The organism is Paenibacillus sp. GCM10027630 (assembly GCF_042676305.1).
Classification (GTDB): Bacteria; Bacillota; Bacilli; order Paenibacillales; family NBRC-103111; genus Paenibacillus_S.
The window spans coordinates 26,261-40,506 of sequence record NZ_JBHTGY010000060.1 but is presented as its reverse complement, the minus strand read 5'-3'; the positions used below and the strand labels follow the sequence as shown (position 1 = coordinate 40,506).

Here is a 14,246-nt window from a genome sequence, read left to right as displayed (position 1 = left end):
CGTATATAATTAGAGCTAGCTTTGGTTAGCTGACTATATGTTTTCTTCCAAAACCTTGAATTTGTCTCCATGAATCTTATCCAGGTGTTCCTCTCCCCAATAGCATAAATGGTCTAGCGCGGACTTTAATCCCCAGCCGTAGGAAGTTAAGTCATACTCCACTTTAGGTGGAATCTCTTTATAAACCTTTCGAGCAACAATTTCATCCTTTTCCAGGCCTCTTAGTTGAGTGGTCAGCATTTTTTGCGTAATGCCAGGCATTAATCGTCGAAGCTCAGACGTCCGTTTCCGTCCTGTCATCAAATGATAAATGATCAAAGGCTTCCATTTCCCCCCCATTACTTCTAATGCCGCCTCAACTCCAACTTTATACTTCTTTTGAACGCTATTTCCCCTCTTTTCAGTCATCTCTTATTCCTCCGTTAAAATACATTCGTCCGTTATGCAGTAAGACATCTATCTAGGGAACTTCCGTGTTCCTATAGCACCTGTATCATCCTATAGAACTTAAAAGTGCGTACTTCTAGATTTTTTATTTACTATTTATAATAGCATCAGCCATTGATTATGGCTACAAACTAACTGTTGAGAAAGGTAGGGAAGATACAAGTATGAAAGTATTAATTGTTGTTTCGCACCCGAGAAAAGATTCCCTGACATTTAAGGTTGCAGACCGTTTCGTACAAGGTCTTGCCGAGGCGGGCCATGACTATGAAATATTGGATTTACACGGGATTGGCTTTGACCCTGTTTTAAAAGGAATAGACGAACCTGATTGGTCAGTTGCGGAACAGTCCTTTTCCCCTGAGATAGAATTGGAAATAAGGCGAATGAAGAAACATGATGCCTTGGCATTTATTTTTCCAATCTGGTGGTGGCATTTGCCAGCCATGCTAAAAGGTTATATTGACCGTGTATGGAATAATGGGTTTGCGTACGGCTCGAACAAGCTTCATCATCAGCATGTCTTATGGATGGGTCTAGCGGGTGTTTCGAAAGAACAGATGAAAAAGCGTAATTATGACGAGATGATTACGCATTTGCTGAATGTAGGCATTGCAGATTATTGCGGTATTTCCAATTCCAAGGTGGAGTACTTATTCGAGACTTTGGATTCCAACCCTGAGCATTATGATATTATACTTAACCAAGCTTATTACTTAGGTTTAAATTACGCCAAGGGACTTTAAGCCTTAAGCAGTCTCACAAAGTACACGAGGGGAATGATTAATTTTGGGACAAAACTGGAAAATTTTTATACTTGCTGTGGTCTGCTTTCTGGTCGGGACATCCGAATACATGATCACGGGCATTTTAGATAAAGTTGCCTGTGAATCCCGTACGTTTCCAACTTACGGTTCATTCCGATCTTGCGCTTGTGGGCCTGCTCCTGTCTCATACGCAAATCGTAAAGCGTTTGGCTGCGTGTAAGCTACCCTATGCTGCGGCCAAGGCGGCCTTGTCCAACTACAGCAAAGGTATGTCCAAGGAATTCTCACCGCGCGGCATCCGCATTAATTCAGTGGCGCCAGGCTTTATTCGGACCGAGGCGTCAGAGGCGGTGATCGACCTGTTTGCCCAGGCTGCAGGAAGCAAGGAAGCTGGACTGGAGCAGTTCATGAATTCGTTCGGCGGTATTCCCCTTGGACGGCCGGGACAGCCCGAGGAGGTTGGCGAGTTGGTCGCGTTCCTGGCCTCTGACCGCGCGGCATGGATTACTGGCAGTGAATACTTAATTGACGGCGGGACGATTCCAACGCTTTAATTTTGTGAACCAGCCGGTGTCGGCTGGTTTCATTGATTTTAGGGCCGGAGCTATTCATTTAACTGAGAATTCAGATGATGATGCAGTTGGGATACCGGATCAGGATGTTCAGATATATCAATATCAGGATTGTTTATCCATCACCTATATCAATTACTAAGGTTGTTGCCGTCGAAGCAATCGGTTGTACAACATGCTTTTCCGGATCGCCAGTACGCCGCTATAGCACGAGTCCCTGACAACATAAACAAGACTTGAGCGGAAGCGCAATAGCTACGACTCAATGAACAGCCTCATGTACGCATACTGCGCAAAAAGCTAAAAGAGTTAGGTGTGTCAATTGTTGCTAAGGGCTCGATGCCGTCCCATCGGATATATCAATTGCTTTTTCGCCTCGATGCGCTAAAAGATTCTGATGGGACTCGATATGCTCTAAGCGGCAAGACAGTACAGTAATCAACTACGGATGAAAACAAGAGCCTATCTGTTTGGCGCAATCGGATTCTCGCCGAACTAGCACAAGGTGGTCAGCTTGTTATTTCCGAAAAGGGTATCGAACTGCCCGCTCGGATTGCTCTGGCATCGCCAGCAACGGAATATGGTCTGGGGCCGGGCCGAGGCGGCCAAGCACCATTGATCCGGACGGCCGTAGAACGGTTCTGGTATCTGCCAGACGGATGCTCAATGAGAAGCTGATCCCGTACGGCAGCATGGTGATGGTGATGGAGGAAAGCCTGGTATCCAAGGAGCTGCGGGATCTTACGTAGAATGGCAGCGGCAAGATGCTGCTACTGGAGCCTATGGGCGGTTGGTTGTCTATGAAAGCCCAAATTAAGGCTACGCTGGAGACCACGGGATCAGGTGCTATTGTCAATACAAGCAGTGTGGGCAGTTTAAAGGGGAATCCGGGGTTGGAAGCGTACGGAGCATCTAAACGGGGGGTAAACAGCCTAACTCAAACGGCTGCCATCGAGTACGGGCCGGAAGGTCTAAGAGGCCTGACGATCACCAAAAGAGATTTACACGCACATACTCGTATTCGGACACGGGAAAGAGCCTCCGGAAGCCTTTGGGCTCCTGGCGGCAACGTAACTAATGCTTTTCAAAGCCTAGATAAAGCTGCTTTTATGCACTCAGCCCGCCGTCTACGGGCAGAATGACCCCGGTAATGAAAGAAGCGTAATCACTTTGACCGTTAAAGATTAAGAAAAAGTACGTTCCGTATAGGGGCAGTACAAGCGTAGCTGACTCCACTCGCAAACGTATGGGTATAAATGGTAACGATAACACTAACTAACGTGAGATTGGGTTGATTCGGGGTACACCATGAACTTATTAACTCCTCGGTGCCCATAGCATGACGGACACTCCTACAATGCAAATAACGGCCCCTATCCGTACATATCGAGTGCTTTCTTATCGATGAGCCATCCCCCATATAACAGCGAGAATAACAAATACGCCGCCCTAAGCCGCGTAGACTCGCCCAAACGATGGGAAAGCATCTTCTGAGAGACGGAATTTCTACCGTTTGAGAGATCGTCCTAGTATTTGGTATTATTCTTCAGCCATTGCTTCTGCCTTCGTATTATGAACCGTACCAAATGGATGCTGAGGCGGAGCATAGATAGTGTAAAGTTTAAGCGGAATATTGCCCGTGTTTATTACATTGTGCCATGTCCCAGCAGGCACCATGATTGCATAATTATCATAAACTCTTTTTTCAAAATTTAAGTTATCTTTAGAAGGGCCCATGCGAACTACACCTTGCCCCACTTCAATACGTAAGAATTGGTCTACAGTGGGATGAACTTCTAGTCCGATGTCCTCCCCTACATTGATACTCATAACAACAACTTGTAAGTTATTACCTGTCCATATGGCAGTACGGAATGTATTGTTTTGTTGTGTAGCCTTATTAATATCTACAACAAGCGGTTTTCTTCCATAATCCTTTAATCCAATTTTGCCATCCATATTTGATGATTGCCTATGACCAAATCGGTTTGAATAGTCTATTTCTTGTGGAATTACCCAGTGCACAGGCTGTCTTACATAGTTATGGAGTGGGGCATTGATGTAGTACGGATAGGGAGATCTATACCCAGTATAATACATTTTGTTTACTCATTCCCTTCACAAAGTATAAAATATGTTATTCACTATGGCTTGGGTAGGGTACTTTTACTCTGCAAGAAACTGCTGTTTGCTCATCCTTATTTTCAATTAATTCGATTTAATTGACCATAAATGGAAGAACGGAAGTAATGGAACTTCAAAATAACCTACCTGTTGATGACCGCTAATTAATACTGCTACGTTCGAAGCCTTATCAGAACAGGAACAGTGAGTTTGTCCAGGTGTATGTTGATATGGGTAACAAGTGAAAATCTTCCTTAGAGTAAGAAAAAACGCTAAGTCGTCACATCCGAATGCTTAGCGTATATTTTCGTTAAGACACGGTAACACGGTCTTTGTCCCGAATATGTAAATGTTCCGTAATCTGCTTATACGTCCATTTCTCTTTGTCTCAATTGTGTAAGTATTGAATTTCTGACCCTTAATTGCCTTAAAAAAAGCACCCCTTAGAATTCATCAGATTAACCAGGGGGGGTTCCAATGTCTATTCTAAGGGGTACACCCTATTTGCTACAGGTCTTTTATCTAAGAATATATAAATAAGGATGAGTATTATGCTCATCCTTTCAAATATGCTTCTCATGACTGTTTTATCTATACTCAGTGGTGAAGTAAACTTCCTTCTGTTTGGGATCCTATATCACTGACAATCGCAGATCAATTCCCCCAGTTTAGTTAAATCATGGGAGTGGGAGTCAAAGACTTAATTTACGAGTCTTTGACTCCCGCTACGTCGTTATGTGGTTAACCTAATACTTATTTCTCATAAGCTCAATATCCTTACTTGATAAGCTCATCCCACTTTTTCTTCAATTCATCATAGCCCTGCTCCGGTGTCATTTTACCAAAGCCTACAGCCTGAGAGATCTTCATCCATTCGTCTGTCCATGTTCCATAGCCCTTGGGCCTGCTGGAAAATGCGTTGGCTTGCGGCATGGTCCGGTTAATAATGTCGGCCTGTGCCTTGTCAGATTCCTTCAATGCAGGCAACAGCACATCCATGACGGGCTTCGACACCGGAACTCCGCGTACAAGATTTAAGGTTTGTCCTGCCTCCTTGTCATTGACGAACCAATCGACGAATTTCTTTGCATCGTCCAGGCTTTTCGAGTCCTTACTCACCGTGAAAAATTGAGAAGGAAGTAGGAAAGCTCCTGATTGTTTGGCATAAGGCACCAGCGTCATCGCATACTGACCTGGGTGTACACTGTCGAAGGCAGGGAACCCAGCAGCGTAATCCCGTTGAACAAGCACAGTTCCGTTAAGGAAATTGTCCAGCTTCGGATCATATTGCTTATGGCCTGCAGTAACATCCGGTGGCGGAACAATGCCTTCCCTGCGAAGATCAGCAAACAATTTATTGAAGGCGATATAGGTATCACGATCAATATTGAATTTTCCGTCTGCTGTATGCACGAAGCCTTTTCCTTGCGCCAGCTGGTAGATTTCGTATTTATCCGATTCAGCGGTCCCCGTTGCTATCGACAAATCTTGCATAAAATATCTGCCTTGCTCAAGCTTGGGCTTCAGCTCTCGACCCTTCTGAATCCATTCATCCCAGGAGAAGCCTTTTTCCGGTACGGTTACACCCAACTTTTCCATGGCAGGCTTGTTGTACATGAAAGTAATGGTATTGGCACCAATCGGAATTCCGTATTGCTTGCCGTTTACGACTCCGGCTGCGAGCAGGTTCTTATCAATATCTTTGGTATTAATTCCGCTGGATAGATCGGCGAGCTGTCCACGTAGAGCATAATCCATCAAATTTCCGGTATCGATCTGCATGATATCCGGTAAATTTCTTGCGGCTGACAACGTCGCCAGCTTGGTGAAATACGTATCAAATCCCATATACGACGGCTCGAAGGTAATGTTCGCATTTTTTTGCTTGTATAATTCAAGCGCTTTCAGAGTAGCATCATGCCGCGCCTGAGACCCTGCCCACGTAATTCCCAGCTTAACAGCCACACCGCTGGTTGCATTAGGCGATGACGAACTTGCAATCTCGGTACCTCCTTTACCGGAGGTACTACACGCGCTTGCCACCAACAGTGTAGAAAGCACAGCAATACCTAATATCCCCTTTTTTGTTTGCAGCATACCTCAATCCCCTTCCAAGCTGAATTTGCTTTACCCTTCTGATTATAGGTGAACGGGTATTAGACTCCAATGAGACAAAGCAACAAAAGCTTTTACAAAATAACAATTGCCAGGTTCATTCCTTATTTTTCGTCAAATCTGTCGGGTTGACACCATTGTACTTTTTGAACTGGCTGCTGAAATAAGGAATGTTGCTGTAGCCCACCTTGTCGGCAATTTCATAAATGTAGTATTTACCCTCCATTATCATCTGCTTCGCCTTTTCCATACGCACTCTAGTTATATATTGGTTGAAGGTTTCTCCTATCACATTACGGAATATTTGACCTAAATAGTTTTTCGATATTTGAATCTCATCAGCCAAGACGCTCAAAGTAAGATTGTCCGCGTAATGCTCATGAACAAACCGGACGATAAAATCGGTCATTTGCCTATGCTTGATATTGTCGCTCCAATGATGGTTGTTAATAATCAAAGCTACGATTTGTTCCAGCCACAACCGAAGCGCTGATGGCGTATATTCTTCATGAATATCCACTGTCGGGTTAAACTTCGGTGTGATCTGTTCCAATTCAATCCCTATATCGTACAACGAATAGGCAATGGTTGCCCACAGCTCACCTGCCCACAGGTTCAAGCCCAGCTCATGAAATACTTGGTGCTGCTGATGCTCGCTCGCATATCCGGCAATGATATGTCTTGCTTCCGTCTCGTTGGCATTGCGGATCGCTATAGCCAGCTCGCGAAAAAATTTGAAGGAACGTAACGGACCTGCATATCCTAAGTCTTCGGTCTCACTGGCCTGAAAAAGCGAGGCAACCGAATCCGCGAGCATCCGCCAGTCGCTGATAACGCTTCCTAGCTCAATCCGCAAGCTGATCTTAAGCTGCTCGGTCAAATACGAGAACAATTGTTTCTTGAGCCGCTCTGCCTGTAGGATAAGCCAATCATGTGAAGTATCACCGGAAGTTGTATGCAGGATGATCGCAAACCGATAACTGTGCAACTCGACATAGTCGAAATCTGTGAATACTTTCCCGACAATTTCACAGGTTACATTTTGTACGACAAAGCGAAGCAGGCTGCGTTCATTCTCTAGAGCTTTCCAAGGCTCGTTAACAAAGATCTCTAATCCTAATACCAGATGCTCCTGCGTAGACCATAGTTCTGTTTTCAGCTTGATTTCCTGTATATGATTCACTTTTTCATAGCCGCCGCCGGTTACTACAGATTTTAACCATTCCTGTATGACGAAGGGCTGATACAACTTCATTTGATCCTTCATTGAAACGTATTCCAACTCTGTCAATTCATCGTAATCCAATCGCCCCGATACTCGGGAAACAACCTTGTGCAGACTGTCTACGCTGATCGGCTTGGATAAATAATCATCTACCTGCAATCGGACGGCTTGCCTGGCATACTCAAAATCGGCGTAGCCGCTCAATATGATAAATTTACCTTTGAAGCCCTCATTCCTTAGTGCTTCTATCATCTCAAGTCCGTTCATCACTGGCATATTGATATCAGTCATTACGATATCGGGCTGTAGTTCCCTGACAATTTTTAGCCCCTGTCTTCCGTCGATAGCTTCCCCGACCCACTCTACCTGCAAGTCATCCCACGGAATTGAATATCGCATGCCTTCCAGCAGGTTTGGATCGTCATCAATGATCACGATACTTCGCATATTCATGCTCCTCCTCTCATGGCTCATCCCGCTGAATCCATGGAAAACGAAGGGTTACCACGGTTCCCCCATCGGTTTGATTTCGAATATCAATCCCTTCGTCCGTCCCGAAAAAAGCGGTCATCCGCTCTTTGACATTATTTATCCCGTAACCGCCCTTTGTCTTGGAATGCAAAGATCCGCTGCCTTCTTGAAGGCCGTTCCCATTATCGGCTATCGATATCATCACTTCCTGTCCAAGGGACTGGCAGCAGATTTTAATGCTCCCTCCCTTACGGCCATGAAAGCCATGTCGAATGCAGTTTTCCACAAACGGCTGTAAGGTCATTTTCGGTACATAGCAAGACAGTAGCGAATCGGGCAGCTCGATCGAATAACGGATATCGTCGCCCAATCGAATTTGTTGAATCTGCATATAGCATTCAATATGCTCCAGTTCCTCAGTCAAAAGAATCAACGACTTGCCGTTGGACAATCCAATCCGCAGCATTCGCCCAGTTAGTTCCAGCACGCGACTCATCTTCTCGTTGCCGTCTTTAATGGCCATCCAATTCAATTGATCGAGCGTATTATACAAGAAATGCGGGTTGATCATGGCTTGCAGCGCACCGATCTCCGATTCCTTTTGCTTCCGGTACTGTACCTTGATCGATTCATACAGCTCTTCAATGCGGAGCAGCAGCTTGCGGTATCCCAGGAATAGCTGCCCGAATTCATTCTGATAATCCGTAGGCAGCATATCCGGTCCCTTGGCTACGGGAAATTGATTCATCGCACGCAACAGAATAAAGATCGGTTCGGTAAATCTGCTATTCAAAAACAGGAAGAACAGCACTAATATGCAAACAGCCGCAATACTGATGGCCAAGAGGATTCCGGCCATTCTTGTGCTTCCTGCCACCAATTGCTTCCAGGGGGTAATCTCAATAAGCAGCCAATCTGAGCCTTTCACACGCGTCCATACGATCAGGGATCGGGAAGTGTATTGTCGATACCCATTCTCTTCATGATGTGAAGGAGCTCCAAGACTGTCCGCAATAAATTGCTGAAATTCCTTGCTGTCCTGCACGCCCTCCTCACCGACCTGCGTGATCAGCCGATTGCCCGAATCCAACAACAGCCGGTTGGGCTCTGCATCCTTCTCCAGAAGCAATTTTTGTATGTCCGATGCCTTAATATGAACGACAACAATGCCCTTATAATCGCCAGCAGCGGAATAGATTTTACGAGCAAAGCTGACAACCGAGACTTGACCTTGATAAGTGTTGGTCATATGCTCACCGATCCAAGCAAAATCTGAGGATGCTATAGAGCTAAACCAAGGTACCTGCTCGATCTCATTCAATGGGACGAATCTGACTAGCTCCTGATTACCACTGATCGGCAAGTCCCGGGTATAAATATCAATACTAAATATTGACGGTGTACTGAAGGTTAACGTATTTAACGATGCCACCACATTGCGCTGCGTCACTACATTTTGGTAAGGCTCGCGTTCCGTCGTCAGCAGCTCCAACAGCTCATTGTTCCGGACAATCGACAAGGAAACGGATTCAATAGCAGCAAACCGTGTTTGCAGCTTCTCATTCAATTCGGTCAGAATTCGTTCCTGATACGAGGATGTGGTTTGGATCATGCCCTGAACAGAGAAATAATAGCTGGTCCAGATGACAACGGTAAAGAGGAGCACGACAAAAATAGATGTGCTCCAGAAATATAAATGGCTAATATGAAATTTTTTGAAAAGTCGGTTTATCAAGGACAATCATCCCTTCAGACCTGTTGTTGCGATCCCGTCTACAATGTAGCGCTGCGTGAAAAAGAAAATGATTGTACCGGGAATAATTGATACCAAGGCCATTGCAAACAATTGTCCCCATGGCGTAGCTGACTGTGTATCGACGAATAGCTTCAATGCCAGTCCTACCGTATATTTATCAATCGATTTGATATAGATCATATGCCCAAAGAAGTCATCCCAGTTCCACAGGAAGCAAAAGATAGCTGCGGTGACCAATGCCGGTGTTAATAAGGGCAGGATGATGCGGTAATAGATTTTAAATGTGCTGCAACCGTCTATCTTGGCCGCCTCGTCCAAATCCTTCGGAATTCCACGGATAAATTGAACAAGCAGGAATATAAAGAACGAGCCGCCGATTCCACCAGCTAGCGCATGCGGTACGATAAACGGCAAATACGTATCAATCCAGCCAAACTTATCAAACATCACATACTGCGGCACAATCGTGACCTGGTTGGGGAGCATAAGCGTCAGAAGCACAATCGAGAACCAGAACCCTTTCAGCGGAAAATTCATCCGTGCAAAGCCAAAAGCAACGAGGCTGCATGATACAAGCGACGTAAACAACACAGATACAATTAATTTTAGCGTATTCCAGTAGAAAATGCTAAAGGAATAATTGGTTATTGCATACCAGCCGCCCGTAAAGTTATCCAGTGTAGGCTGACTCGGGAATAAATTCGCCGATGACAATTCCGCATTCGTTTTGAAGGCAGCGCCGAACCACCAGAATATCGGATACACCATGACGAAGCAAAGTACGATCAGAAACAGGTGGCCTAGGAAAGGCTTCCATTTTGAACGAGCCACTTTATTTACCCCCTTCTGTTTCATAATGCACCCATAATTTAGAGGTGGCAAAGATCAGAGCTGTCACAACTGCAATTATAAGGAGTAATATCCATGCAAGCGCCGAAGCATATCCCATCTGGAGATGAGCAAATGCCTTATCAAATAAATAAAGGGCATACATGTAGGTGCTCTCGACAGGACCGCCTTTAGTGATGATAAATGCCTGTGTAAACATTTGGAACGAGCCGATGGTTTGCAATACCAGATTAAACAGGATGATTGGAGACAGCAGCGGAAGCGTGATATTGAAAAAGGTTCTGACTTTGCCGGCTCCGTCAACAGAGGAAGCCTCATAAAATTCATGCGGAATTTGCTTCAGGCCCGCCAGAAAAATGACCATGGAGGAGCCGAATTGCCAAACCGCCAATACGATTAGCGTACCCAGCGCCGTTTCGGGCAGACTAATCCAATTTTTTCCGATAATATGGAAGTAAGACAGGAACTGGTTGACCAGTCCCGATGTGCCGAATATATTACTCCATAGAATGGCCACAGCTACGCTTGCCCCGATCAAGGATGGAAAATAAATGATCGTCCGGTATATATGCATCCCTCGAAGCTTTAAATTTAACACCATAGCCATTAGAAGAGCAACAGCCAGCTTTAAGGGTACGGATATCAATACAAACAACGAGGTCGCTTTCAGGGAATGCAGAAAAGACGTATCATCCATCAATATTTTCTGATAGTTCTTTATGCCAACCCATTTAGCCTCCTCAAGCAGCGAGTAATCCGTAAAGGAAAAATAGATCGATTGAAACATCGGCCAAATAGTTAGAAATAAAAATCCAAGCAGCCAAGGTGAAATATACAAATATCCTTCGAAGGAGATGTCTTTTGTATTCTTGTTTGGTCGTGCTGTCCTTGTACGCAAAGTAGACCCTCCCTAATTAGTTTTCCCTGCCACGGATGAGATTACCTGGATTCACCTGGCTCCAAGGCGTCTCGTACGTCGGCTGATTGGAATATCGACGCATTGTTATATGCAGCTTGACCCCTGCGCCTTCGGCCAATTGAATATGGAGCCATTTATGATCAACCTGAACCGTTTGAATCGTTTCACCGTTGACATTGACAACATTTGCTGCATCAAATTCATGCTCACCAAAGCCACCTGCTTGAATAATCACTTCTTTCTCCGCAAATAAATCAAGATTGATCAGATTCAAGGTAACCGACGTGTCTGTCAGGTTCTCGACCAATGCGCTAACTAGCGGAGGCAAACCAGGTCTTTGTGCCTCACTATCGTAGTAGCGGACCCGTGCATGCTGCAGACCGCCGTGGGAAATATGCATAGGTGCTCCCATTGTAAGCTGCAGTAGACCCTCCGGATATACAGGACACATTTCCTGCCATTTGTGAATACTTGACAAGTCACCGAGGCTGTACCCGTCGGAAATCCACGCTTCAGGATTTCCTTGGGGCGATCTCATCTTTTCTAATTGTCTGGAAACCAGCGTGTAGTTCGCTCTAAGAATCGTTTCCGGATAGGAAGGATCATTACCACGTATATATTCGAACCAAGGTATAGTATTGGCGATATAATGCTTCGTTTCTTTGCCGGTATATGGGTTGCGCCCAGATACGACAGGGATCTCCACCTGCTTGTAAAAATCGGCGGCTCCAATGCGTTCATAGCGTTCAATGTCCTGATCATTCATGGACAAGGTCCAAAGATAAATCGGATAAGCTGGATTTGCCGGCTTATAATCCGTCCAACCGCTGTCCAGATGCTTGTGGGGAATCAGCCACTTGCCGTCTACTAGCTTGCGCAGGTCCCAGTTGATATCAATCTGCTGTCTGACCATATCAAGCCATTGCAGGTTACCTGTCAGCAGAACCGTATTCATGGCTGCATTCGTGAGCGGCTCCAGGATAGTGAACAGTCCGTGTGACCAACGCCAGCCGTAATAACCGCCCCACCACTTCCCGTCATTGTACTCTCCAATCATGCCTGACAGCCCAACATTATCCGGCATAATTCCGCCGTTCAGGTCAGCCCGATCCTTCCAAGCTCCTACATATTCGGTCACCCAACTGCATAATTTCTCATCTCCGCTGTGCATGTAGGCATGTGCAATCAAGCTCGTTGCATTCAAATTCAGCGGTACATCCCCTTTTGCCATCCGCTGGTTCATTTTCTCAATAATTTCACGGTATACCTCGTCATTCGACCATGGGCATTTTCCGCTGGCTATATCTACACCTGTGATATCCTCGAAGGGAGCCAGATAATCATCAAGGATTCCCCTGTGCGTCATCCAATCCTCCTCAGTCATTTCAAAACGCGGACCACGACTGCCTGTGATCGGGGAGCGGATCAACTTTTTCTCTTTATCGTAGTTGTGGGCCTCCAGGTCATCACCCGTGTAGAATCCGGCGAACCGAGCAGCACGCTGCCTGTCTTTCAAACTCTCGGGGTCGGCCAATCCAAGAAAATAAAAAAACAAATACCCTTCCCCATGATGCATCCAATCATAATAGCCATCGAATTCACGATGGATCTGACCATATTCGGTCCACTGCCATGTAATCCCTTCCCATACTTTGCGGGCGTGATCATACAATTCCCGATTGCCACCCAATACATAGAGCAGCGCCAAATTCATAAAGCCCTCATAAGGATCATCGGAGCCGTCCATGCCTGGCCAGACATTTCGCCAGATCAGCGTACCGTCAGGCTGTACATACCGATCGACAAACTCCTGCGCCGCATCGTTTAATGAAGCCATCAGCTGCTGCTGCAATAATGCCCATTCAGGAGGTACCTGCCTGTCTTCTATTCGAAGCATGGCCATAGGCTTTTGCTGTCTTCTAGCCATTACGTCCACCCGCTTCCATCAGTGACTGCTCATTGCAGGCCAGCAGTATCTTCATGGCACTGCCACCGCCTTCCATCTGCTGAAATCCTTTCTCAAGCTGCTCCAAGGGGTAAATCGATGTAATGAGGCGATCAAGAGGTAACTTCCCGTCGGCAGCCAAGGCAGCCGCCTTTTCAAAATCTTCTCGCTCATATACGCGTGCTCCGAGCAATTTCAATTCGCGCCAGAAGAAACGGTGAAGATCGACCTTGGGCGGCTGACTGAAAATACCTACGACGACGATTCTGCCTCTGGTGCGGGGAAGCTGCGTCATCAGCTCGGCGCCCGCTGCTGAGGATGTCACCTCATACACGACGTCACATCCGGCTCCGCCTGTTTGTTCATTGACATATGCGACCACATCCTGCTCCTTCGGATTAATCGTTTTCAGGCCTATTTCTGCGAGCAGCTTCAAGCGATGCGGGTTAATTTCTGAAACGAGCACATCAGCTCCTGCTTCCTTTGCGGTCAGGCCGATCAGTGTCCCGATCGGCCCTCCTCCCAGCACAATTACATATTCTCCGCGCTTCACTTCGCCCAAGCGCACATCATGGCAGGCGACGGCGAGCGGCTCAATCAACGCGCCATGCTTTAAGGATAGCAGATCAGGCAATTTAACAATCGTGTGCGCCGGAACTGTCCAATAGCGTTGAAAGGCACCCGGTGTTTCAATACCGAGAAATTTCAGTCTGTGGCAAATATGACTGTGATTCGCGTGGCAAGCCGGACAATTTCCGCACGAGTCCAGTGGCATTACGACCACACGCTCCCCAACCACCGTATTCGTAACGCCGCTCCCGACAGCGTGAACAATTCCGGACATTTCATGACCCATAATTTGGGGAAAAGTAACGCGTTTGTCCATGTGACCGTGATAAATATGCAAATCTGTACCGCATATCCCTGCATACGAGACCTCGATTTGCACCTCTCCGCTTTGCGGCTGAACCGGTTTGTCTTCTCCAATTCGTATCGTTTTGTTTCCCTCATAATAAATAGTTGTCATCGCTGATTCTCTCCTTTTATCGTTGATTCTAT

At 46.0% G+C, this 14,246-nt stretch carries 13 protein-coding genes and 2 pseudogenes; 5 read left to right on the top strand and 10 right to left on the bottom strand.

The features are described 5' to 3' along the window. Positions 1–33 precede the first annotated feature (33 nt). Positions 34–408, bottom strand: coding sequence for a winged helix-turn-helix transcriptional regulator (locus ACFQ0C_RS30330; RefSeq protein ID WP_379372357.1), 375 nt, complete (start codon positions 406–408; stop codon positions 34–36). A 203-nt stretch (positions 409–611) separates the two neighbouring features. Here ACFQ0C_RS30330 and ACFQ0C_RS30325 point away from each other — a divergent pair, with 203 nt between their 5' ends. From ACFQ0C_RS30325 to ACFQ0C_RS30305, 5 genes and pseudogenes are all read left to right on the top strand, one after another. Beyond that, positions 612–1,190, top strand: coding sequence for an NAD(P)H oxidoreductase (locus ACFQ0C_RS30325; RefSeq protein ID WP_379372355.1), 579 nt, complete (start codon positions 612–614; stop codon positions 1,188–1,190). Between the two features lie 43 nt (positions 1,191–1,233). After that, positions 1,234–1,329, top strand: a pseudogene (locus ACFQ0C_RS30320) (hypothetical protein); the annotation flags it as partial. A gap of 1 nt (position 1,330) precedes the next feature. After that, on the top strand, positions 1,331–1,765 hold the full coding sequence (locus tag ACFQ0C_RS30315; RefSeq protein ID WP_379372353.1) for an SDR family oxidoreductase: 435 nt from the start codon (positions 1,331–1,333) through the stop codon (positions 1,763–1,765). Positions 1,766–2,253: 488 nt separating this feature from the next. Continuing rightward, positions 2,254–2,532 carry a hypothetical protein gene (locus ACFQ0C_RS30310; RefSeq protein ID WP_379372351.1) on the top strand — a complete coding sequence of 93 codons (279 nt, stop codon included), beginning with the start codon at positions 2,254–2,256 and terminating at the stop codon, positions 2,530–2,532. A 51-nt stretch (positions 2,533–2,583) separates the two neighbouring features. Then, positions 2,584–2,925, top strand: coding sequence for an SDR family NAD(P)-dependent oxidoreductase (locus tag ACFQ0C_RS30305; protein ID WP_379372349.1), 342 nt, complete (start codon positions 2,584–2,586; stop codon positions 2,923–2,925). Between the two features lie 175 nt (positions 2,926–3,100). Here the strand turns inward: ACFQ0C_RS30305 and ACFQ0C_RS39165 are convergent. The 9 genes and pseudogenes from ACFQ0C_RS39165 to ACFQ0C_RS30265 all read right to left on the bottom strand — a co-directional run. After that, positions 3,101–3,265, bottom strand: a pseudogene (locus tag ACFQ0C_RS39165) (YnfA family protein); the annotation flags it as partial. A 57-nt stretch (positions 3,266–3,322) separates the two neighbouring features. Further along, a complete protein-coding gene (locus ACFQ0C_RS30300) occupies positions 3,323–3,883 on the bottom strand; it encodes a cupin domain-containing protein (RefSeq protein WP_379372347.1) in 561 nt (186 codons plus the stop codon). 801 nt (positions 3,884–4,684) lie between these two features. After that, complete coding sequence (locus ACFQ0C_RS30295; protein WP_379372345.1) at positions 4,685–6,004, bottom strand: ABC transporter substrate-binding protein; 1,320 nt, start codon at positions 6,002–6,004, stop codon at positions 4,685–4,687. A gap of 115 nt (positions 6,005–6,119) precedes the next feature. After that, complete coding sequence (locus tag ACFQ0C_RS30290; protein WP_379372343.1) at positions 6,120–7,694, bottom strand: response regulator; 1,575 nt, start codon at positions 7,692–7,694, stop codon at positions 6,120–6,122. Between the two features lie 16 nt (positions 7,695–7,710). Then, on the bottom strand, positions 7,711–9,453 hold the full coding sequence (locus ACFQ0C_RS30285) for a cache domain-containing sensor histidine kinase (RefSeq protein WP_379372341.1): 1,743 nt from the start codon (positions 9,451–9,453) through the stop codon (positions 7,711–7,713). Between the two features lie 6 nt (positions 9,454–9,459). After that, positions 9,460–10,305: a carbohydrate ABC transporter permease gene (locus ACFQ0C_RS30280; RefSeq protein ID WP_379372339.1), complete on the bottom strand. Its 846-nt coding sequence runs from the start codon at positions 10,303–10,305 to the stop codon at positions 9,460–9,462. Position 10,306: 1 nt separating this feature from the next. Beyond that, a complete protein-coding gene (locus ACFQ0C_RS30275; protein WP_379372337.1) occupies positions 10,307–11,221 on the bottom strand; it encodes a carbohydrate ABC transporter permease in 915 nt (304 codons plus the stop codon). 16 nt (positions 11,222–11,237) lie between these two features. After that, positions 11,238–13,169, bottom strand: coding sequence for a DUF8034 domain-containing protein (locus tag ACFQ0C_RS30270; protein ID WP_379372335.1), 1,932 nt, complete (start codon positions 13,167–13,169; stop codon positions 11,238–11,240). After that, complete coding sequence (locus tag ACFQ0C_RS30265) at positions 13,162–14,214, bottom strand: zinc-dependent alcohol dehydrogenase (RefSeq protein ID WP_379372333.1); 1,053 nt, start codon at positions 14,212–14,214, stop codon at positions 13,162–13,164. Before ACFQ0C_RS30265 ends, ACFQ0C_RS30270 begins: the two co-directional genes overlap by 8 nt. Between the last annotated feature and the right edge of the window lie 32 nt (positions 14,215–14,246).

What these genes read in the sequence shown, in the direction of transcription:
- ACFQ0C_RS30330 (WP_379372357.1), bottom strand. Translation starts at nt 408, where the DNA reads ATGACTGAAAAGAGGGGAAATAGCGTTCAAAAGAAGTATAAAGTTGGA.
- ACFQ0C_RS30325 (WP_379372355.1), top strand. Translation starts at nt 612, where the DNA reads ATGAAAGTATTAATTGTTGTTTCGCACCCGAGAAAAGATTCCCTGACA.
- ACFQ0C_RS30305 (WP_379372349.1), top strand. Translation starts at nt 2,584, where the DNA reads ATGAAAGCCCAAATTAAGGCTACGCTGGAGACCACGGGATCAGGTGCT.
- ACFQ0C_RS30300 (WP_379372347.1), bottom strand. Translation starts at nt 3,883, where the DNA reads ATGTATTATACTGGGTATAGATCTCCCTATCCGTACTACATCAATGCC.
- ACFQ0C_RS30295 (WP_379372345.1), bottom strand. Translation starts at nt 6,004, where the DNA reads ATGCTGCAAACAAAAAAGGGGATATTAGGTATTGCTGTGCTTTCTACA.
- ACFQ0C_RS30290 (WP_379372343.1), bottom strand. Translation starts at nt 7,694, where the DNA reads ATGCGAAGTATCGTGATCATTGATGACGATCCAAACCTGCTGGAAGGC.
- ACFQ0C_RS30270 (WP_379372335.1), bottom strand. Translation starts at nt 13,169, where the DNA reads ATGGCTAGAAGACAGCAAAAGCCTATGGCCATGCTTCGAATAGAAGAC.
- ACFQ0C_RS30265 (WP_379372333.1), bottom strand. Translation starts at nt 14,214, where the DNA reads ATGACAACTATTTATTATGAGGGAAACAAAACGATACGAATTGGAGAA.